The organism is Alteromonas sp. KUL106 (assembly GCF_009811415.1).
Classification (GTDB): Bacteria; Pseudomonadota; Gammaproteobacteria; order Enterobacterales; family Alteromonadaceae; genus Alteromonas.
On the sequence record NZ_BLIG01000037.1, the window covers coordinates 35,117 to 56,632 of the forward strand.

The window sequence follows — 21,516 nt, forward strand, 5'->3', positions numbered from 1 at the left end:
TCATTGCGTTTTCAGTGACTTTTCTGAAGAAAAATACGCGCCGTTGAAAAAACCAACGCACTCACCAAAAACGCGACAACCGGGCCGAGTACTACCATAAACAGTGTGGCGGCGGTCAACATCTGCAATCTCCTTATGCATCGTTATCGTCAGAGCTCACAGGCTCAATAGGGGTTATGGTAATTTCCGCTACCAAGGTTTCGTTTTCTTCTACCTCTGGCTCGAATGTGTGGCTAGCGGTGAGCACGTCATAGGTTACGCTGAGCGCGAGTTCCTGTTTCACATCAGCCATGGCACGTTGGACCATAAAATCGGTATGCGACGCAATGTTGTTCTGAGAGTCATTCGCGAATGCTTGTGCACTTAATGCGCTAGCCACCAAAGTAAGTGCAGTGAAAGTTTTACGACCGATAAACATAGTATTCTCCTAAAAAAGTTATGTTAGACACTGCACTGGGACATACTGCGTGGCAGCTATCATTATTGCTTAAGGTTTCGATAATTAGTCGTTATCAATTAACAATTAGTTTATAGCGAGGGATGTGCCAGTTCGGCATATTTGTTCAAGTTGTTGAAATGTATGGTTTTTAAGTGTTTTATCGACGGGCGGGGAAAAGTTGTAAATAAATGAAAAGCTAAAAAATAGCGAATTTGAAAGTTAAGTGGTCAAATTGGCTAATGTCTATGCGGATTGGTACAACGAGTCCATTGAAGGTTTGCGCAGCAGCAGAGCCCACTACGCAAAAAGTTTGAAAAACCTATTTATCCCTATTGCATTAATAGGGACAGGTATAAGACTTAACGTTTTTTGTTTTTAAGTTGGGATGCCAACGTAACAGTGACCGCAACGATTACACCAGCCGCAATACCGACCGCACCATCTGCTAGTACAGACATGACTAACGATGCATCAGGAAAAATTCCGATAAACCAGTCAGTGATAACGTGCAAGAAACCTATGCTGTGGGTAAGGATCCCGCCACCCACGAGAAACATGGCTACAGTGCCTACCACTGCAAGTGTTTTCATTAACGCTGGTGCGGCCACTAACAGTGCTCTTCCAATGAAACGCTGAAGGGAGTTCATTGTTCCTGTTAAGGATTTGCGCAGCATATAAAGCCCAACGTCATCCATCTTCACAAGCGCCGCTACCAGCCCGTACACGCCAAGCGTAATTGCTAAGCTTAATGCTACCAACACACCTATCTGGGTTGTAAGACTTGCGTTGGTAACGGTGCCTAATGCAATCACAATAATTTCAGCAGACAGAATAAAGTCGGTGCGTATTGCGCCTTTAATTTTATCTTTTTCAAAAGCGACCATGTCGACGTCGTCATGACTTAACGCTTCCAGTCTCGCCTCTCGGTGCTTTTCTTCGTCTTCATGGGGAAGATACTTATGCAGCAGTTTTTCGGCCCCTTCATAACAAAGATAAAGGCCACCTAATACAAGTAGGACTGTAATAAGAGAGGGAATAAACGCACTAATTGCGAGTGCTGCAGGTACCAAAATGGTCTTGTTTAAAAGCGAGCCTTTGGCGACAGCCCACACAACGGGTAGTTCCCTATCTGCTTTTACGCCCTGAACTTGATCTGCGTTTACGGCGAGATCGTCGCCGAGTACTCCCGCGGTTTTTTGCGCAGCCACCTTTGACATAGTTGCAATGTCGTCCATTAACGTGGCAATGTCGTCTAGTAGAGCAAGTAAGTTGGCAGCGGCCACAGCAATATTCCTTTTATTTGTAAGTAGACAGGTTGTGTGCATTGCGTAAACCCATCAACGTTATGGGAAAGCAAATGCGAAGTGCAAAGAATACGTGCACCCTTTGACTTTTGGCAACCCATCAATCAGCGATACTTTAAAAATATGATGTCATTATTATAAAACGCGATGAAAGCATGACAAAAGTTTCCGCATTACCCTCACTTTCTATTCGATCTTATGCAAAGACCGCGAAGAGTCACGCACACGCGCATTATCAGCTGGTGCTTCCCATCAATGGGCATATTGAAATCTCGCAAGACTGTTTTAGCGGCAGTGTTGGAGTAGGAGAGGGCGTGTGTATCGCGCCCAATGAAGTGCATAACTTTAGCGCAAACGAAAATGCAAAATTTGTTGTGGCTGACTTACCGACGGTGCCTCTTCAGTTGCAAGATAAAAAACAGCCAATTTTCAGCGTCAACACGGCTTTTCAAGCCTATTTAAGCTTCATTGACGTTCAGTTATCGCACTTTGCGTTTGATGCACATGATGAAATGATTAATCTCTTTAATTCTCTGCTTGCGAAATGCGAGATAGGGGTGGGCATGGACAGCAGAATAACGAGGGTGCTAAGCCATATACACAGTGATTTGGCCGGCTCACACTCGTTGCGCACCCTTACAGCGCTTGCCTGCATGGGAACAACCCAGTTCAAAATTCGGTTTAAAGAAGCGACAGGGTTGAGCTTGCGGGAGTATCTAGTAAAAGCAAGAATGGAGAAAGCGAAGGCCCTGCTAAACAACACCGATACCCCGATGCTAGGTATTGCGCTTTTAACGGGATATGAAGATGTAGCATCATTTAGTCGACGTTTTAAGGCATATTTTGGTCAGTCACCTAAGTTTTATAAGAGAAAATAGTCTCACAGCAGCCCACGAAGAGCGACCCATCAAGCGGATATTCAAGTGCGCTAACTTATTGCACATTCTGCTCTTCGTCCACCGGGTGTTTCTTGATCCGAGCGTCTATAAACCGATTGTGGTCTCCCATTTTGGTGCACTCCAGAGTGCCGCCCGCTATGCCACTAATTATTGCTAAGGTCTTGCTTGCCGTACTGCTGCAGTTAACGCGTTTGGTGTACCGTTTTTGTTCAATGGCTTCGCGCTCCAACGTGCTATAGCCTTTCAATTCTGGCCTGTTTTTACGTTGCTGATAGGCCGCAGCCGCTCGCTCAGCATCGTCTGATATCTGATTGTCACGATACTCTCGAAAGTACTGTGCAGCGCCGTCTTTTGCTGACAAGTTGAGGGCGCCAGCGCGTCGATTTGCATCGGTTGAATGAGCGCGAGATGTTGGTGCATTAGGGTGCTCAAACGCGTCAAGAGCGGGCTCAGCCTCAGCATTACTTTTTTGTTGCGTAGGTTTTTCTCGCTCTGGATTAACCTCTTGCGGTATGTTAGTCGTTGAATCTTTTGACTTATTTTGCGTGTTGGGCAGTGTTTTTTGCGCTTGTTTTTCTACTGGAACTGCGCTTTCTACCTGCCTTTCTATTGTTTTAGCGTCGACGGTATCTTCAGCAATTTGTTGTTGAGTAGGTGTGGTCGACGGATAGTAAAGCCTTGCGCTTATTTCAGCCTTTGGCGCCGCATCTTTAAAACGCGGCTTCTTTTGACTATCAAGACTTAATTGAGATAGCACAACCACTAGGACAGCACCTAGCCCGTGGATCAGAACTGAAATCAAAAGAGGACGCCACGCCGCCTCTTTCGATGCACGGTGCGATTCTAGCCTGTCAGGCGCAAAAAAAGATGGGGCAATCGTCGTCATAGTAAACAACAGACCATGCGCGCAAACGAATAGTTCCATCCTAATTTCATCGCGCTAATTGGGCCTCTCACCTCAACATTCTCTTCTTTCGCTTCATTAGGGGGCATTTACTGGGTGTTGCACCATTGTGGTGCGGCAAATTTGTTCAAAAGTGATGCTTGTAAACTTATGTTGTTGTATTTATTGAAGAAACATTTGTGGCATGGCTCTTGGTATATCTTCTGACAGTTGGAAACACGACCACAAGTCACAGATTAATAAAAACGAACTGGGAGCAACACATGAAACTAGTCACAGCGATCATCAAGCCGTTTAAGCTAGATGATGTCCGTGAAGCCATTTCAGAAATCGGTATCGACGGTTTGACCGTGACCGAAGTAAAAGGCTTTGGACGTCAAAAAGGACATACTGAACTATACCGTGGAGCGGAATATCAGGTGGATTTTCTACCTAAAGTCAAACTGGAAATTGCTGTTCAGGATGATCAAGTAGAACGCCTGGTTGAAGCCATCGTTGGCGCTGCCAAAACAGGCAAAATTGGAGACGGCAAGGTGTTTGTTTACGACCTTGAACACGCCGTTCGTATTCGAACTGGTGAGTCGGATAGCGACGCGCTGTAAGCCACAACGATATATTTGCGGAGAAAACCATAATGGAAATCACTTTTGAACTTGGGTATGCGCTAGATACCTTTTATTTTCTAATCTGCGGTGCATTAGTAATGTGGATGGCTGCAGGTTTTGCGATGCTTGAAGCGGGTCTTGTTCGAGCCAAAAACACCACAGAAATTCTAACTAAAAACGTGGCGCTTTTCGCCATTGCTTGCACCATGTATATGATTTGCGGCTACGGCATCATGTATGGTGGCGGCGATTGGGGGCCTTTCCTAAGCGGTATCATGGCTGATGGTGCCACAGGTGTTGCGGAAGAGCCTGCAACCTATGCGCCTTCTGCTGACTTCTTCTTCCAAGTTGTATTTGTTGCTACAGCAATGTCTATCGTATCTGGTGCGGTTGCTGAGCGTATGAAACTTTGGGCATTCCTAGCGTTCTCTGTTGTTATGACAGGTTTCATCTATCCGATGGAAGGTGCTTGGACATGGGGTGGTGAAGCGGTATTCGGTATGTATACCCTTGGCGACCTTGGTTTCTCTGACTTCGCAGGTTCTGGTATCGTTCATATGGCCGGTGCAGCTGCAGCCCTTTCTGGTGTACTTGTACTAGGTGCTCGTAAAGGCAAATACACAGCAGACGGTAAAGTGAACGCCATTCCTGGTGCAAACCTTCCGCTTGCGACGCTAGGTACATTCATTCTATGGATGGGTTGGTTTGGTTTTAACGGTGGTTCTGTTCTAGCTACTGCGACTGTTGAAAGTGCAAACTCAGTGGCTATCGTGTTCATGAACACTAACGCTGCTGCTGCAGGCGGTGCTATCGCTGCGCTGATTGTTGCTCGCATCTTGTTCGGTAAAGCTGACTTAACAATGGTACTAAACGGCGCATTAGCGGGTCTTGTTGCGATCACTGCAGAGCCTTCTACGCCAACGCCACTGCAAGCGACACTATTTGGCGGCCTAGGTGGCATCCTTGTAGTACTTAGCATTGTTGCTCTAGATAAAGTTAAGATTGACGATCCAGTGGGCGCTATCTCGGTTCACGGTGTGGTAGGTCTTTTAGGTCTAATCCTTGTGCCTTTCACAAACGATGGTTCAAGCATCACTGGTCAGCTAATCGGTGCTGCGACAATCTTTGTATGGGTATTCGTAGTAAGCCTAATTGTATGGCTAGTAATTAAAGCGGTAATGGGGGTACGTGTGAGCGAAGAAGAAGAATTCGACGGCGTAGACATGAGTGAGTGTGGTTTGGAAGCATACCCGGACTTCACAAGCAGCCGTTCTTAATGACCTTTAAATGAGGCAACTTAAGCAATAACAACAATGCCTCGTTAACTTTTCTAAGCCCCGCATAGCGGGGCTTTTTTCTTTGTTTTTCTTAGTAAGAAAGAGTACGGACATTTTAAATTTGCCCTTCGGGAAGGTCTGGCAAGCTTCCTAGCCTCATTCTGGGAGTTGGAAAGGAATAGCTATTCCTGCATTCCCTCGCTTTGCAAGGACACTTGCCAGCGCCCTCCGAATGGGCAATTATCTATGTGGATTGGTATAGCGTGACAATAAGGCTACACTAGAAGCGTGTGATATCCCTACGCACTTATGCTGTGCAACGTTTTAAATGAAAGGAACATTATGACTGTAAAAGCCCGACTTCTTTCCTTGATACTTATTCTCTTTAGTATCGATTGTTTAGGTTATGACAGAATTACAGGGCATACGTTTGCAAGTCGCTCGGAAGTTATTGCAAAAAATGGCATGGCGGCCACGAGTCAGCCTTTAGCTACTCAGGTAGCGTTGGATATCTTAAAGCAAGGTGGAAGCGCTGTAGACGCGGCTATCGCAGCCAATGCAATGTTGGGCTTGGTTGAGCCTACGGGCAGCGGTATTGGCGGCGACTTATTTGCTATTGTATGGGATGCAAAAGAGAAAAAACTGGTGGGATTGAATGCCTCGGGGCGTTCGCCAAGACAGTTGACCAAAGCTGTGTTTGCCGAGCGCGGCCTTCATCAAATTCCCAAGTTCGGGCCCTTACCGGTTTCGGTGCCTGGCGCGGTAGATGGCTGGTTTGCTCTTCATGAAAAATTCGGTAAGTTGCCAATGTCTACGGTGCTTATGCCATCTATCAAATATGCTCGCGAAGGTTTTCCTGTTTCTGAAGTGATTGCGTATTACTGGCAAATGAATTACGACCGCATTGGACATTATGACGGGTTCGCAGACACTTTTCTTATTGATGGTAAAGTACCGCAAAAAGGCGACATTTTTAAAAATCCGGGGTTGGCGGTTACTTATGAGAAAATCGCGACAGCGGGGCGTGACGCTTTCTATAAGGGCGATATAGCGCGTACCATAGATGCATATATGAAGTCGCAAGGTGGCTTTCTCTCTTACCAAGATTTAGCGTCGCACAAATCAGAGTGGGTTGAGCCGGTTTCTGCCAACTATCGCGGTTACGACGTGTGGGAGTTACCGCCTAATGGGCAAGGCATAGCGGCGCTTCAAATTCTCAATGTTCTTGAGCACTATGATATTGAAGGAATGGGATTTAACTCCGCCGACTATATCCACACCTTTGTTGAAGCCAAGAAGCTGGCCTTCGAGGACCGTGCGAAGTTTTATGCTGATCCAGCGTTCAATGATATTCCGGTCGACTGGCTTATTTCAAAAGAGTATGCAGCGAAGCGTCAAAAGCTTATCGATAGCGAGCGCGCCGCGAACCGGGTGGATGCGGGCATTTACGAGGGTGATACAATCTATCTGACTGTTGCTGATAAAGAAGGCAATATGGTGTCTTTAATTCAAAGCAACTATCGCGGCATGGGTTCAGGGATGACGCCTCCCGGCCTTGGTTTTATTCTTCAGAACAGGGGGGAGATGTTTACGCTAGAAGACGGTCATTTTAATGAGTATCGTCCTGGTAAACGACCTTTCCATACGATCATTCCTGCCTTTGTCACGAGAAATGGTGAGCCGGTGATGAGTTTTGGTGTGATGGGGGGCGGCACGCAGCCACAAATGCATGCCCAAATTATCGTAAATATTTTAGATTTTGGCATGAACCTGCAAGAAGCCGGCGATGCGCCAAGAATATTACACACTGGCTCAAGCAGCCCAACAGGCGCACTTATGACCGATGGCGGCTATGTAAGCTTAGAGTCGGGCTTTAGTGAAACAGTACAGCGCGAACTTATGGAGCGGGGCCATAAGCTTCAACGAGTCGTAGGCGCCTTCGGTGGTTACCAAGCAATCGCTTGGGATGGACAAAAAGGTGTCTATTTCGGGGCTTCAGAAAGTCGAAAAGATGGACAAGCTGCCGGCTATTGAGCACACTAGAACAAATTGTGAGCGGTAAAATGAACCTTACTCATAACAAGCTACTTCGCTTGAAAAGGTTTCCAAGCTTGAAGTAGTGGCTACGATTGATAAAAAGATTCGCAACGAAATTCAAGGCGTATGAACGCCAGTGGCGAAACGTCACAACTAGACGTCAATAAGAATAAGAGCGGCAATGACACAACCACAAAAAGGCCTCTGCGCTGAGCCAAATTTACATGCACAGTATTTATTACTGAATGTGATTGACGACGATAGTGAAGCCGTTCGCGCTAAACTGTCGCGTGTACTGGATATTTTTGAACACTTCGAAAACGAACATTATGAAGCGATGGTGACCGGTGTTGTCGCGATAGGTACAAGCTATTGGCCCGAAGTTTACCCTGGCTTGATACCGGTCGAGCTTGCTCCATTTCCAGATATGCAATGTGAAGATAGAAGTGCGCCAACCATGCCGTGCGATCTTTTTATCCAAATTCGCGCCGACCGCCTCGATATTTGCCATGCTGTTGGCATTGAAGTCATGGATCTATTACGTATCCACGTCGAGCTTGTTGAACAGATAAGAGGGTTTCGGTATTTGGATGGCCGTGATCTCAACGGCTTTATGTATGGCGCCGATAATCCTCGCGGCATGAAACGTCGTGAAGTGGGCATTGTGGGTGAGGACGATCCTGACTTTAGTGGTGGCAGCTATGTCCATATTCAACGTTATCGCCATGATTTAAGGCGTTGGAACAGTCTCTCTAACCGGCAGCAAGAGCAGGTAATGGGTACGACACAAGAACATAATTTGGTAAGTAGTGAACAATCTCCCTCTTCTCATAGCGTTAGAGCAAGCAGTGTTGGGCCAGGTGGCGACGAGCCGCGGCTAATTAAACAGGGAATGCCCTATGGCGACATGGTGTCTCAGGGGTTATTTTTCGTAAGCTGTAGCGCGAGTGCGCGACCCTTTAAGCAGATGCTTCATAGCCAAATTTATGGTAATGGTGAAGGTGACTATGACCGCTGGCTAGACTTCACAAGTGCCGAAACTGGCGCGGCTTTCTTCGCGCCTTCAATCAACTTCATTCGGCAGCAGGCAAAACTATCTGGAAACTAACGCCGCTGAGAAACGTAACGCGTCAATGACTAATAATGTAGCGCGCCATCCCAATCGTCTTCAAGATTGCGATTTTGGTAAATCCTACACACATCTAGGTGATGGTGAGCAAGTGAGTCATCTGGATTCATTGCGATAGCCGCCTCAAAAAAAGAAATGGCATCGTCCCATTGCTGATTTATTCTGCAGGCTACGCCGGCGGCAATTTTAGATTGTGATGCAAGTCGGCGCTCTTGCTCTTCCTCCGGAAGGTGGCTTAGTACTTCATAAATCTCAATCGGTGTCTTTCGTCCTTTCACTCTAACCCAATCAAGTAGTCGGGTTTTGACAGGATATCCTGAACCTATGGTTTTAAGTACCTGCGCACTCACGATAATGTCTGCTTTATACTTGGGAGTTAATGACTCAAGTCGAGACGCTATGTTTACGCTGTCGCCAATGACAGTAGTATCCATTCGGTCTTCTGACCCCACTGTTCCCATGATTACGGGGCCAAAATGGATACCAATGCCCATGTTAATAGCTTCGTAATTACTATTCTTTCTGTGGCCGTTATAAATAACGAGGGCTTTGCGTAAATCCAGCGCTGCATTAATGGCATCCATGGCTTTTTGCTGTGGCGTACCGCCTGGGTGGTCGAACAACGACATAATAGCGTCGCCCATAAACTTATCAATAAAACCGTGATTTTGATGTATTGGGTCGTTCATTCTCGTGAAATATGAGTTAAGAAAGTTCATTAACTCCTGCGGCGTAATGCGCTCAGAAAAACCAGCAAAGCCTCGAATATCGCAAAACATGATGGCCACGTTGTTTTCGGTCGCATAACCAAGACCCAGAGAGTCAACATCAGAGTTTGCCATGTGTTCAACGAATTGTCGGGGAACAAATTTTTGGAAGGTTTGAGTGAGTTTGAGGGCTTCGTCAGCAGCCGCTTGAAAACGGGCGTCGTCCTCGTTTTTTAATGCAGAACGATGTACGTCTACGCGGCGGGACAGGGCCTTTCTAAAACGGTACTTTAGGCGCCGACTACGCCTGACATAAAGAAAAGAAACAATCGTGCTATAAATAAAGAGCGCACCCAATGCGCATGTTTGCCAATCCATTGTTAGTCACACCTTTCAACGTCTTTCTTTTACGGGCTACCAATGTAGCCAAAGAGAATTTCCAGATACGCCGAGAAAGTATAAAGGAGAAGACGGTACGAACACATTATTTGCACGTAATTTTTCATTACATATTAATAATGTGTAAGTACCGAACTCAAGGTAACAATTAGGAAAGCATTAACTTATAAGGTAGAGAATACTTTATCTGCAGCAGCCAGTGTTTTCTCAATAACTTCAGCGTTATGCGCTTTGGAAACAAAGCCTGCTTCGTATGAAGCTGGTGCTAGGTAAACGCCTTGTTCTAACATGCCGTGATAAAATTTATTGAACTGCTCAGTATTACAGTTAATTGCCTGCTTATAATTGGTAACTTTCTCAACGTCAGTAAAGAATATCCCAAACATACTGCCAGCAATATTAGTAGTTAGGCTAATATTGTGCTTATCAGCAAGCGCCTGAAATCCATCCACCAGTGCCTGCGTATTTTCAAAAATTGAATCGTAAAGTCCTGGCTGTTTTATTTGCGTTAAAGCTGCAAGACCAGCCGCCATAGCAACAGGGTTGCCTGAAAGCGTACCCGCTTGGTAAACAGGCCCGGTTGGAGCAATATGGGTAATGATGTCACGGCGACCACCGAAACAGCCTACCGGCATACCACCCCCGATAACTTTACCAAGACACGTTAGGTCTGGCTTTACGTTAAAACGCTCTTGTGCACCACCGCGAGAGACGCGAAAGCCCGTCATGACTTCATCGAAGATTAAGACGCTACCGTATTCATCACAGACGGCACGAAGCCCTTCCAAAAAGCCTTCAACAGGAGGAATGCAGTTCATATTACCTGCAACCGGCTCGACGATAATACACGCGATATCATCGCCATGTGCTTCGAAAATTTCTTTTACGCTGTCTAGGTTGTTGTATTCAACTGTAAGCGTATGCTCGGCAACATTGGCTGGAACACCTGGCGAACTCGGTACACCAAGGGTTAAGGCGCCAGACCCAGCTTTCACTAAGAGTGAGTCTGCATGGCCATGATAACACCCCTCGAATTTAACAATCTTATCTCGGCCGGTATAGCCTCGCGCTAGGCGTATTGCGGACATCGTGGCTTCGGTTCCAGAGTTCACCATGCGTACCATTTCCATCGACGGCACCAATTCGCTTACCAATTCAGCCATAATGACTTCGGCTTCTGTTGGTGCGCCAAAAGAAAGCCCGTTGTAAGAGGCTTCGATAACTGCTTCACGAATTTTGGCGTTGTTATGGCCTAAAACCATAGGGCCCCAAGATTGAATATAATCAATGTACTGCTTGCCATCCGCATCCCACATGTAAGCGCCGTCAGCTTTCGTGATAAAGCGCGGCGTGCCGCCGACGGCTTTAAAAGCGCGAACGGGTGAATTTACGCCACCGGGAATGGTCTTTTGGGCGCGGGTAAAAAGGGCTTCAGATTTTTGCATGTAATTACTTACTCTTATTGCTGTACCAAACCACGTCACGCTCGTACTTGGTAAGTAGGTTTTCTACACCAAGCGTTAGCGCAAACAAGGCCATTCTTACCAGCACGCCGTTATCGGTCTGTCTAAAAATAGCGAGGTTTGGATTAAGGTTTAGATCGTTATCTAATTCGTTGGCTTCCATACGTGAATCACGTGGAAGTGGATGCATGATAACGGTCTTCGACTGAAAATGTTTGGTGTAAATCGACTGATTAAGTCTGAACTTACCGCGATATTTATTGGCTTCTTCTTGTGAAGGAAAACGCTCTTCTTGAATACGTGTTTGATAACATATATCCGCATCCATATTGCCTTCGAGTGTATCTGTGATAGTAAGCTGGTGGCCTGCATTATCAATCGCATCAATAATTGGCTGGGGCATGGCCAGTTCTTTTGGCGAGATCAGCGTAAAGCGAATATTTTTAAACAAACAAAGAAGGCGCGACAAAGAATGTACCGTTCGTCCGTAGCGCAAATCACCAATCATTGCGATATGTAAGCCGTCAATACCGTGACCATTGTATTCAAGTTCACGCTTAATGGTGAACAGATCTAATAGTGCTTGCGTGGGGTGTTCGTTCGCGCCGTCCCCACCGTTTATTACGGGGACACGACTGCCTTCTGCAAACTCTGCCACTGAACCCGCCGCCGGGTGTCGCATGGCAATAATATCTGAGTAGCCACTTAACACACGGGCCGTGTCATACAAGGATTCACCTTTAGCCAGGGCAGAGCTCGACATGCCCGTAGTTTCTCTTACTTCACCGCCTAATAAGTTGAAGGCGGTACCGAAACTCACTCGCGTGCGGGTACTGGGTTCAAAGAAAAGGTTACCGAGAATTGCGCCATCAAGTACGGTGGTACGCTTTTGCCGTTTGGCGTAAGGTTGCATGGAATTGGCGACTGAGAACACTCTCTCAATGGCGTCGCGATCGAATTGATTAACCGAAAGAATGTGGTTACCGGTAAAGTCAGACATGCGCTTCTCAATCATCAACGAAAACGCCGCTAGTTTATTATATCGCTTCATTTAAGTCATTAGGGCAAGGTGATCTTTGCACTACGTTTTTGTAAGGTTTCCGAAGAGATTAACGGGGAAAAAGTCGTTCTCTTCCTCCGTGAGTTTGCGTTTATTTCTGTAATTATCTATGCGGACTGGAATAAGCGGGTAACGCGCTAACTGAGTAAAAGCGTGAAACACGTTTTAATGTTTAGCGACCATTATTTTTGTGTGTAATGATTGAAGAGTACAATAATCTTTTCTGCGGCACGAACCACATGTTTTTCAATTTCTACATCGGAGAGCGGCGCGTGGATACCACAGAGCATCATAGTGTGGAATTCGCCCCTTAACAGCGCGCAATAATCTCTCGCAAGTTGCCTTGCTAGATGTCGGTCTGCGCTACCTTGGCCGAATTGTTCAATTACGCTACTTAATGTTTCAAGAGATGCTTCAGGGCCCGCTTGGTAAAAAAGCGTTGCGACGTGAGGACTATGCACAGCCTCTGCAATGATAACCCGAAAAATAGCGATAGTTTCAGGGTCTTGCAGTAAGCGTATAAATTGGCTGCCGACTTTAATTAAGCATTCAGTCAGTGAAAGAGAATTGGCCGTTGAGCTAACAAGTTGTTGAGTATCTAACTGATATGATTGACATTTCGAAGTTATTGCCGCTTTAAACAGGGCATCTTTGCTATCGAAGTGTGAATAGACGGTTTGTTTGGAGACACCGGATTCTTTTGCAACAGTATCCATGGAAGTGTTAGCAAACCCTTCTTTCAAGAAAAGACAAGACGCTGCATGCAAGATCATGTGATATTTCTCTTCACTTTTTGGTCGACCTTGCTTTTTTAAAGTAGCCAAATAACTTCTCGCTTAAAACTGATATATCAAACTGGACGGTCTAGTATTTATATACTAGCATAGCACAATAAGTATGCAAATATAGCCTAGAGCATGCTCTAGAATGGTTAAGGGACTTGTTATGACTGCTTCAGCTTCGCCCTCAGAAGGTGGCAAACTCACGCTTATCGTTTCTATTGTTGGTTTTACAGCGGCCTTAGTTGTTCTATTAATGACCGCAGGTCTCGGCAATGCGACACAGTCCCCTGAAGCGAGAGTCCCTGTCGCTGTATCAACAAGTACGGTTAGCATACAGTCGGGCTTTGAAACACCGGTAAATGTATTTGGCTTAATTGAATCGCCTAAAGCCACGACGCTTTCTTTTGATGTGGCAGGGCAGGTGACCGCCCTTTTTGTTGAAGAGGGAGACGTGGTGAGTCAAGGAGACAAACTTGCCCGTCAGGATGTCACTAGACTTAATGCGCGACAGCGCGAGCTGCAGGCTTCTCTTGAACGCGCCAATGCGGACCTTGCTCTTGCCAAGGTGAATAGTGATAGAACCACGTCATTGGTAGAAAAAAAGCTAGAGTCAGCACAACGATTAGACGAAGTAAGAGCAAGTCTAAATGTGGCGAAAGCCCGGGTAAGTGAAATTGAGGCCGCACTGCATTCCCTTGATGTGGAAATTGAAAAAACCACACTGGTCTCTCCATTTGATGGTGTAGTAAATCGACGCTTCTTTGATGAAGGGAGCGTGGTAAATGCAGGCAGTCCAGTATTTGGCATTACCGGTATAGAAAACTATCAGGCGCGTTTTGCGGTGCCCGCAGACGTAGTTGAGCAGTTTGATATTAACGAACCTGTACTCGTTAAAGTTGGGGATGTAGACGTAGCGGGCACGGTTACCCAGCGTTTGCCTGTTCGCAATGTACAAACTCGAACCATTGATATTCTTATCACGTTGAACAGTAACGAGCGTGTTCGACCGGGCGATATGGCCATTTTATCTGGTTTTCGCTCTCATTCCGAGACTGGTGCCTGGCTTCCTATCAACGCGCTTAGCAACGGGTTGCGAGGCTTGTGGCGAGTGTTTGTGTTGACCAACCAGCAGACGCCTACGCTTGAGGCGCGTGTAGTTGAAGTGGTTTACACCGATGGAAACAAAGCATTTGTTCGTGGTGCGCTCAAAGATGGTGATATGTACGTAAACGAGGGAACGCATAAACTAGCACCTGGACAAATGGTATCTGTTCCTAGCCAGCACCAAGCCGGAGCACGCTAGTGAAGACGTTCAATTTTGACCATGACAAGCCTTATCCTTGGTATACGCTCTTCTATCGAAGAGGGCACTTACTGATATTAAGCCTGCTCATTCTTATTACTGCGGGTCTTTCTGCTTTAGGCTCATTACCAAGAATAGAAGATCCGCGTATAGATACTCGCAATGCGCTCATTATTACTCAGTACCCGGGGGCCTCGGCTGAGAGGGTGGAGGCGCTAGTCAGTGATGTACTGGAGGACAGGCTAAGAGAAATTTTCGAAATTAAAGAGGTGAAGTCAACGTCCCGAGCCGGTATATCTATTATTCTCATTGAGACGCAAGATTGGATTGATAACACCACGAATGAGCAGCTTTTTAGCGAGATACGCGACGCCATAGGTGCGGCAGCAGAGTCATTTCCAGAAGGCGCAATGGCACCTATTTTCGATGAAAAGCGCGGGGCAACCGCCTTCACCTTGTTGCTTTCTGTACGTGCCGACCACTTTGAAAATACCCCTATTACGCTAACTGCTCGATTGGCCCAAGAACTGACAGACCGCCTTCGCAACGTTAATGGAACTGAACTCGTGCGTGTATACGGCGCACCGCAGGAAGAAATCAGCGTTAATATCGATCCCGTAAAACTGGCGGCTACTGGCCTTACTTTGCAGCAGGTCAGTGCGCTAATTAGTCAATCGGACCCCAAATTACCAGCAGGAATGTTGAATTCAAAGCAAAGCAACCTTCGTTTTACGGTTGGTGAAGGGCTTACCGGTGTCAATATGATCGCGTCCATTCCGTTAGTAAACTCGCAGGGCCGCTACTTACGCGTAGAAGACGTTGCTAGGGTCGAACGAAGCTTCACAACACCACGAACTGAAGTGGCGTACCTAAACGGCGAAGAGTCTATTTTTGTAGCAGCTCGCATGCAGCCATCGCTTCGCTCTGACGTATGGACAAAAAATGCACGTGAGGTGGTTGAGCAATTCAATCAAGATTTCAGTGGTACGTTGACGGCAACCATCGCGTTTGAGCAGGATGAATATACCACCACACGACTAAACGATTTATCCATGAACCTGTTAATGGGTTGCGCCGTGGTCATGCTGGTTATCTTACTTTTTATGGGGTTTCGTGCAGCGTGGATTGTGGGCTTGGCTTTACCCTTATGTGCCGCTTTCGCATTGTTTTCCCTAAGTTTTTATAATGAGCAAATTCATCAAATGTCCATTTTTGGCATGATCATCGCCATTGGTTTGCTCATAGACAACGCAATTGTTATCACTGATGAAATTCGAATAAACCTGCAAGACCCAAATTTAACGCGCGTGGGTGCTATGGCTAAGAGTGTCTCTCATCTATTCGCTCCGCTCTTGGCATCAACATTGACGACAATTTTAGGTTTTATGCCGATTTTTCTTTTGAACGGCAATATCGGTGATTTTGTGGGTCCGATAGCAATAAGTGTTGTCATGGCGCTAATTGGTTCGTTATTCATATCTCTTACTATCATTGCTGCTCTAGCGGCTCGCTTTTTACCTAAAAATGACAGTGCTACGAAGGAAAAATCAACGTTTCAACCATGGTGGCAAGTTGGTATTCAAGCGCCAAGTGTTAGCTTGGCATTCAAAAAGCAGCTAGGTCGATGGATTAAACAACCTGTTCTAGTGTTGCCGGTTATCACACTACTTTGCTTATCAGGCTTTGTTTTATCAACGACCCTCGCTAACGTGTTTTTCCCGAGTGCGGACAGAGATCAATTCGAAGTCTATCTATGGACCAAGGAAGGAAGCAGTATCGACAATACCGCCTTTTATGTGCGAGAAATTGATCGCGCTATACGAAGCGAAGAAGGGGTAGAACAAGTAAGCTGGCTGGTTGGAGGCTCTGCTCCTTCGGTGTATTACAATCAAATGATGACCCGTGACAATATGCCTTACTTCGCCAATGCTGTCGTATCGACGGCAACGGTAGAAGACGCAGCCTCCCTTGTAGGAAAGCTTCAGCGCGAACTTGATGTTGATTATCCAGATGTGCAAATCGTGGTGCGTGCGTTTGGCCAAGGCCCACCTGTTGCCGCCCCTGTAGAAGTAGAAATTTTTGGTCCAGATTTAAACACCTTAAACGACCTTGGCGATAAAGTGCGCATGTTGATGTCTGAAGTTGACGGAATCTCACAGTCAATCAGCAGTGTTTCTATGGGAGAAGCAGAGTTAAAAATTAATGCGGACAGTGACAGCCTTTCCTATCTGGGTTTGTCCCTTTCAGAGCTCGCCAACCAAATGCAAATTAATTTTTCTGGCATAACAGGGGGCTCGGTATTAGAAAGCACAGAGGAAATTCAGGTTCGAGTGAGACTAGATGAAGCGTTTAGGCAAAATGTGATAGGTGTCGACGCCATGCCCATACCGGTTGCGGGTGACCACGCCATTTCATGGTCACCGCTTGCTGCGGTGACGCATTTAACGCTTGAGCCTGCAACAAGCAGTATTACACGTGTTGATGGGGAAAGACTGAATCGAATACAGGCTTTTTTACTGCCAGGCGTGCCGCCGATAGATGCCAGTAATCACCTGAGAGATTTACTGGAAAGCCGCTTGATTTTACCTGAAGGCTACCGCATTCACCTAGCCGGTGATGCTGATGAGCAGCAACAGGCGCTGGGTCAACTTGCTACTTATGCGCCGGTGTTACTGGTTTTAATGATAACAACGTTAATTCTTACCTTTTCGAGTTTACGCATGGCTGGCGTTATTGGTCTTGTCGCCATTCTTTCGGTAGGGTTGGGAATGATGAGCTTGTGGATTTCTGGATTGCCAGTAGGCTTTAACCCTTTACTCGGCTGTGCAGGGCTTATTGGAGTAGCTATCAACGGCTCTATTGTTGTGATTGCAGCAATCAATGCAAATCCTAAAGCAAAACAGGGTGATACCAAGTCCATCGTTGAAGAAACCATGAGCTGTAGTCGTCATATCTTGTCAACAACCTTCACAACGGTAGGAGGATTAATTCCGCTACTTCTCTTTAGCGAAGGGAGTTTCTGGCCTCCGTTGGCAGTCGTGCTGGCTGGTGGGGTGGGTTTCTCTGTCATACTTTCTCTGGTCTTTACACCCACGTTGGTAGCGGCGTTTCAACGATATCGATATAGAAATCACGCAGCGACATCATTTTAAGGTTAAACTATCTCTTTTTAATAACCGTATTAATTGAGCTAGTTAGCGTATGCGAAAAACAAATCCAATATTGCGCTGGTGGCACACTGACTGCGTAACGTGTAAACGCACGCGACTTTATATTGTTTGGGCCATAATTATGTTGGTGGTGTATCTCTATGTCTGGCACTAGTGTTGAACCTATCTTTATTCGTGCAGCGTCAAAAAGTAATGGCATAACCAGTGTAGTATTGGGGTGCATTGGGCTCGTCACTTCTGCTCTATGGCTCGCGTTTCTACCCGAATGGCTATTTTTGGCCGGCATTTTTTTAACAAGCGCCGCGCTCGTTTGCTTGTTAGTAGGCTATTTCAAAATTCGCGAACCGGACTATAGCTTAGAGATTGCCAAAGACTTTATCACTTACCGCCACCGCCTGGGCAGTTGGCGTATACACTGGGATAATCTTCAACGGGTAGACTGTCCCCGCGTTCGCCTTGGATTAGACCATGTTCCCCTTGAAACGGTGGGTTTTAAGCTAAAAAGTTATACGGATTTTCTGCACACTATTTCGCCGCGGCTGGCCACACACTTATTAATGGAACAGCGCCCTTTGCTAATGCAAAACACAGAGGGAAATTGTGCTTCTGGTAGCTGTTATGAGCAATCCATGTTCGACGACAGGCAATACGTTATGGAAGATGGCACCGTTATAAGGGGCATTAAAGCAATGTTAGCCCATCGCATGGTAGAGTTGAGAAAACGACTTGGCTATGACATTTTCATTGCTAGCTCGGAACTTGATCGCGATGCCGGCGAATTCGCTGCCTTCATATCACAATGCCAACGAGCTCGACAGGCAGAAGACGTGTAACGAAAGGCGCTGTCAGCGCTCATCTTTACTTTCTTTTAGCACTTTTTTCGCTTCTTCGATAAGCGCGGGTAAGTGTTCCTGTACGCGTTCGTGTTGACCTAGTTTAAGTGCGCTTTCTGTTTCGTTGGCCAAATGCTGCAATCTTGGTAAGCCCGTATAACAACTGGCGCCATGTAGTTTATGCACTTCAGATTTGAGCTCATTGTAATCTTTTAACGCCCAAAGCGTAGTCAGAAGCTCAATCGTTTCCGGCAGCAAGTCTACGAAGCTATCAAGCATCTCTTTTGCCGTATTTTGGTTTTGATTAGCCCGTTTAAGTGCAAGCTGCCAATCAATGGAAGGAAATACGATTTCTCCAGGCTCAATATTGATACACCAAGACTTAATCAAATTAATCAGCTGCTCAACTTCAATCGGTTTAGGGAGATAGTCGTCCATACCCGAAGCAAGCAGTCGCTCTTGTTCTTCTTTGAAAGCATGAGCGGTGACAGCAACGATGGGGGTGCCCATATTTAGTGGCGATTTGCGGATTTCTCTTGTGGCCTGCAAGCCGTCCATACCTGGCATTTGCACGTCCATCAGGATCAGGTCGAATTCTTGAGTTTGGCATTGATTGACGGCGTCTTGACCACTTATTGTCGTAGTCAGATTCACAGGAGAGTGGTCAAGCCAAGTGTGTATTAGCTTAAGGTTCATTTCCATATCATCAACGGCTAATACGTTCGCCTTTGGCAGGCTGACTATTTTTTCGTGTATTGCATTTTTTACGGGCTTAAGTTGATGGTGTACCAAGCTATCAAGCTTAGTCAGCGTCATGGGCATACGTATTTGCGAATGAAAATGTTGTGACAGGCTCGGGTATTGTGCAAAGGGTTCGGGACCTGAGTACCAGAGAATCCGCTTCTTAGCTGGAAACTGCACAAATTGACCGAGAAAGGTGTCTCGCAGTGTCATTTTACTCACAGGTACAGTCGCCATAAAGAAGTCGTATTGTTCCGACAGTGTGGCGAGATACGCTAGTGATTCTACAGACGTCACGGTCGCGCCCAACCCAGATAGAATTTTTGCACTTGAGCGTCGCGTTGTTGGAACCGGGTCAAAAATAACCACTTTTTTCCCCGCCCAAGCTTCAGAATGGGACAGTGAAAATTTTTGGCTTAACTGATTCATTCGCAAGGACACGTTAAATGTTGACCCCTGGCCCAGCACACTTTTAAGTGATAAATCACCATTCATTAACCGCACTAATTCGCGGCTAATAACAAGCCCTAATCCTGTTCCTTGATAGTTACGGTTGAGTGCATCATCTACCTGAGAAAACGCATTAAAGAGTTTTTTTCTATCATGTCGGCTAATACCAATACCCGTATCTTCAACCGTGATATTAAACTCGTGGATACCGTGAGAAAGAGAGCGACCACTCACCGAAAGCGTAATGGTACCGCTTGATGTGAACTTTAACGCATTGCTAAGCAGGTTATTTAAGACTTGCTTGATACGAAACACGTCACCAATTAATTTTTCAGGCAATGGATTTAAATCGAAAACAAATTCAATGCGCTTACTGTGTGACGATTTCGCCATTATAGTGACCATTTCCTCCAACAGCTTGTTGGGTGAAAAGGGCTGGTTATTGATTTGCAGCTTGCCTGCTTCTATCTTTGAAAAGTCCAGAATGTCGTTAACAATGGTGAGCAAGTTATCTGCCGCGGTATTGACTATTCTAACCTGTTCTTGCTGATCACTTGGCAATGAAGCGTTATTGAGCTCTCTACTAAAACCTAAGATAGCGTTGAGTGGGGTACGAATTTCATGGCTCATGTTTGCTAGAAACTGAGATTTTACGTTACTCGCTTTAATCGCATCTTTTCTCGCAATATCTAAGCGTGCGTTTTGTTCCTCAATAAGCTCAACATTGTTGCGCAGATCATTAGTGGCTTGTTCAACTTCACTTTCTAGCTGTCTTCTACTTTTCTCCATAAGCGCAAAAGAAAAGAGTCCGGCTTCGAGAAAAACGCCTACTTGGAAACAGTATGTGGTGAAATCATTGGAGGGCAATACCCCGACTAAGCTAAGCATTCCCACGATAGCGCCACTGGCGAGCATGGTCCAAGCAACAATAAAGTATCGTGCGGGCTTAAACTTGTTAAAGAACGCTTCAAAGCCGGCGTAAATGTAACTCAAAATGGCCACTAGCCCCAGGCCATACACGAGATTGTTTTTCCAGATTGATGGCATCACATCAGTAAAACAGATAAAGGCGATGAGCCCTTGGCCAATCATAAGTAATTTAATAATGGGGTGTGCGGTCGGCGAATTTTTCTTTGTCTCTAGAAACGTAATGGTAAAGAAACCCGAGGAAAGACCAATGATGACAAAAATAAGCTCCGAGTGACCAATTATCCACCCTGGGAGCCCCTGACTGAATACTAGATGGGTATGACCGCCCCATACAAACTGCCATAAAATCACCGCGAAAATGTAGCCCACATAAGCAAGAAGACTGTTTTCTTTAACACCAAAAAACAACACTAGATTGTAAATGGCGAGAATAAGTAGACCACCGTAAAAAAAGCCCCATAAAAGGCTATCAATTTGATAGGAGACGGCATGCAATGGCTCTGCTTGAATACGCAGCGGGGCTATCAGACTGGATGACCGACTCTCTATGCGAACGTAGAGATCTACTGGCCTGCTGTTTAGGAGTTCAGCACGAAAGGTAGGTACGCGAAAACGCTGTTCTTTTTGTGCTTTCCCTTGATGACTTTGCGCTAACACTTTGCCGTCTTGAACCAAGTAAAAATCGACGCTATCGAGCTGACTAAAGTTTATCGAAAATACCCAATTCCTTTCGTTAGATACATTCGCGATACTCGTTAATAGCCACATGCCGTTGTTGCGAAAACCAAAATTGGGGTTGTTATGAGGGTGCAAAAGAAAGTCGTTTCGCCTTCTGGCTACATCACTGATAGTAAGTTGATAATCGGTTTCAAATAAAAAGAACAGGGAATCAGATAAATCTAACGTATTTGTCTCATCGAAAAGCTGCTCAATATGTTGAGCGTGAGCACTGGATGCTGCGCAGCCAGCGAATAAGAGAAACAGAAAAATGAATACGCGAAAGATAGCCATGTTTATTTGTACTTTTTATCGTTTTTGTAAGGTCTATTATGTTTATCGCAACTGAATAATAAGCGGTAATACT

The 21,516-nt window shown here is 45.9% G+C and carries 16 protein-coding genes; 8 read left to right on the forward strand and 8 right to left on the reverse strand.

Translation table 11 applies throughout. From position 1 onward, the window contains the following. Positions 1 to 133: 133 nt before the first annotated feature. Positions 134 to 418 (reverse strand): hypothetical protein, encoded by a 285-nt coding sequence (locus GVO63_RS13290; RefSeq protein WP_159493142.1) that lies wholly within the window; start codon positions 416 to 418, stop codon positions 134 to 136. Positions 419 to 798: 380 nt separating this feature from the next. After that, complete coding sequence (locus GVO63_RS13295; protein ID WP_159580480.1) at positions 799 to 1,722, reverse strand: DUF808 domain-containing protein; 924 nt, start codon at positions 1,720 to 1,722, stop codon at positions 799 to 801. 176 nt (positions 1,723 to 1,898) lie between these two features. Here GVO63_RS13295 and GVO63_RS13300 point away from each other — a divergent pair, with 176 nt between their 5' ends. Next, a complete protein-coding gene (locus GVO63_RS13300; RefSeq protein WP_159493144.1) occupies positions 1,899 to 2,621 on the forward strand; it encodes an AraC family transcriptional regulator in 723 nt (240 codons plus the stop codon). Between the two features lie 55 nt (positions 2,622 to 2,676). Here the strand turns inward: GVO63_RS13300 and GVO63_RS13305 are convergent, their stop codons facing one another. Continuing rightward, positions 2,677 to 3,567, reverse strand: coding sequence for a hypothetical protein (locus GVO63_RS13305; RefSeq protein ID WP_159580482.1), 891 nt, complete (start codon positions 3,565 to 3,567; stop codon positions 2,677 to 2,679). 242 nt (positions 3,568 to 3,809) lie between these two features. Here GVO63_RS13305 and glnK point away from each other — a divergent pair, with 242 nt between their 5' ends. From glnK to GVO63_RS13325, 4 genes are all read left to right on the forward strand, one after another. Then, a complete protein-coding gene (gene glnK, locus GVO63_RS13310; protein ID WP_012516988.1) occupies positions 3,810 to 4,148 on the forward strand; it encodes a P-II family nitrogen regulator in 339 nt (112 codons plus the stop codon). 32 nt (positions 4,149 to 4,180) lie between these two features. Continuing rightward, positions 4,181 to 5,428: an ammonium transporter gene (locus GVO63_RS13315; protein ID WP_159580484.1), complete on the forward strand. Its 1,248-nt coding sequence runs from the start codon at positions 4,181 to 4,183 to the stop codon at positions 5,426 to 5,428. 342 nt (positions 5,429 to 5,770) lie between these two features. Then, a complete protein-coding gene (gene ggt, locus GVO63_RS13320; RefSeq protein ID WP_159580486.1) occupies positions 5,771 to 7,462 on the forward strand; it encodes a gamma-glutamyltransferase in 1,692 nt (563 codons plus the stop codon). 184 nt (positions 7,463 to 7,646) lie between these two features. Further along, on the forward strand, positions 7,647 to 8,573 hold the full coding sequence (locus GVO63_RS13325) for a Dyp-type peroxidase (RefSeq protein ID WP_159580488.1): 927 nt from the start codon (positions 7,647 to 7,649) through the stop codon (positions 8,571 to 8,573). Positions 8,574 to 8,602: 29 nt separating this feature from the next. On the opposite strand, the gene GVO63_RS13330 is transcribed toward GVO63_RS13325, so the two are convergent. The 4 genes from GVO63_RS13330 to GVO63_RS13345 form a co-directional block, all read right to left on the reverse strand. Continuing rightward, the gene (locus GVO63_RS13330) at positions 8,603 to 9,679 is read right to left on the reverse strand and encodes an adenylate/guanylate cyclase domain-containing protein (protein WP_159580490.1); all 1,077 of its coding nucleotides are present in this window, start codon (positions 9,677 to 9,679) and stop codon (positions 8,603 to 8,605) included. A 185-nt stretch (positions 9,680 to 9,864) separates the two neighbouring features. Continuing rightward, positions 9,865 to 11,145 (reverse strand): glutamate-1-semialdehyde 2,1-aminomutase, encoded by a 1,281-nt coding sequence (hemL, locus tag GVO63_RS13335; protein ID WP_159580492.1) that lies wholly within the window; start codon positions 11,143 to 11,145, stop codon positions 9,865 to 9,867. A 4-nt stretch (positions 11,146 to 11,149) separates the two neighbouring features. Then, positions 11,150 to 12,163 (reverse strand): aspartate carbamoyltransferase, encoded by a 1,014-nt coding sequence (locus tag GVO63_RS13340; RefSeq protein WP_159580566.1) that lies wholly within the window; start codon positions 12,161 to 12,163, stop codon positions 11,150 to 11,152. Positions 12,164 to 12,405: 242 nt separating this feature from the next. After that, a complete protein-coding gene (locus GVO63_RS13345) occupies positions 12,406 to 13,047 on the reverse strand; it encodes a TetR/AcrR family transcriptional regulator (RefSeq protein WP_159580494.1) in 642 nt (213 codons plus the stop codon). Between the two features lie 121 nt (positions 13,048 to 13,168). Here GVO63_RS13345 and GVO63_RS13350 point away from each other — a divergent pair, with 121 nt between their 5' ends. The 3 genes from GVO63_RS13350 to GVO63_RS13360 all read left to right on the forward strand — a co-directional run bounded on the left by GVO63_RS13350 (position 13,169) and on the right by GVO63_RS13360 (position 18,311). Next, on the forward strand, positions 13,169 to 14,308 hold the full coding sequence (locus tag GVO63_RS13350) for an efflux RND transporter periplasmic adaptor subunit (RefSeq protein ID WP_159580496.1): 1,140 nt from the start codon (positions 13,169 to 13,171) through the stop codon (positions 14,306 to 14,308). Continuing rightward, a complete protein-coding gene (locus GVO63_RS13355) occupies positions 14,308 to 17,460 on the forward strand; it encodes an efflux RND transporter permease subunit (RefSeq protein ID WP_159580498.1) in 3,153 nt (1,050 codons plus the stop codon). The genes GVO63_RS13350 and GVO63_RS13355 overlap by 1 nt, the downstream gene beginning before the upstream one ends. Before the next feature lie 158 nt (positions 17,461 to 17,618). Beyond that, positions 17,619 to 18,311, forward strand: a complete 693-nt coding sequence (locus tag GVO63_RS13360; protein ID WP_159580500.1) for a DUF2982 domain-containing protein — start codon at positions 17,619 to 17,621, stop codon at positions 18,309 to 18,311. Positions 18,312 to 18,323: 12 nt separating this feature from the next. On the opposite strand, the gene GVO63_RS13365 is transcribed toward GVO63_RS13360, so the two are convergent. After that, complete coding sequence (locus GVO63_RS13365; RefSeq protein WP_159580502.1) at positions 18,324 to 21,443, reverse strand: hybrid sensor histidine kinase/response regulator; 3,120 nt, start codon at positions 21,441 to 21,443, stop codon at positions 18,324 to 18,326. Positions 21,444 to 21,516: the final 73 nt, after the last annotated feature.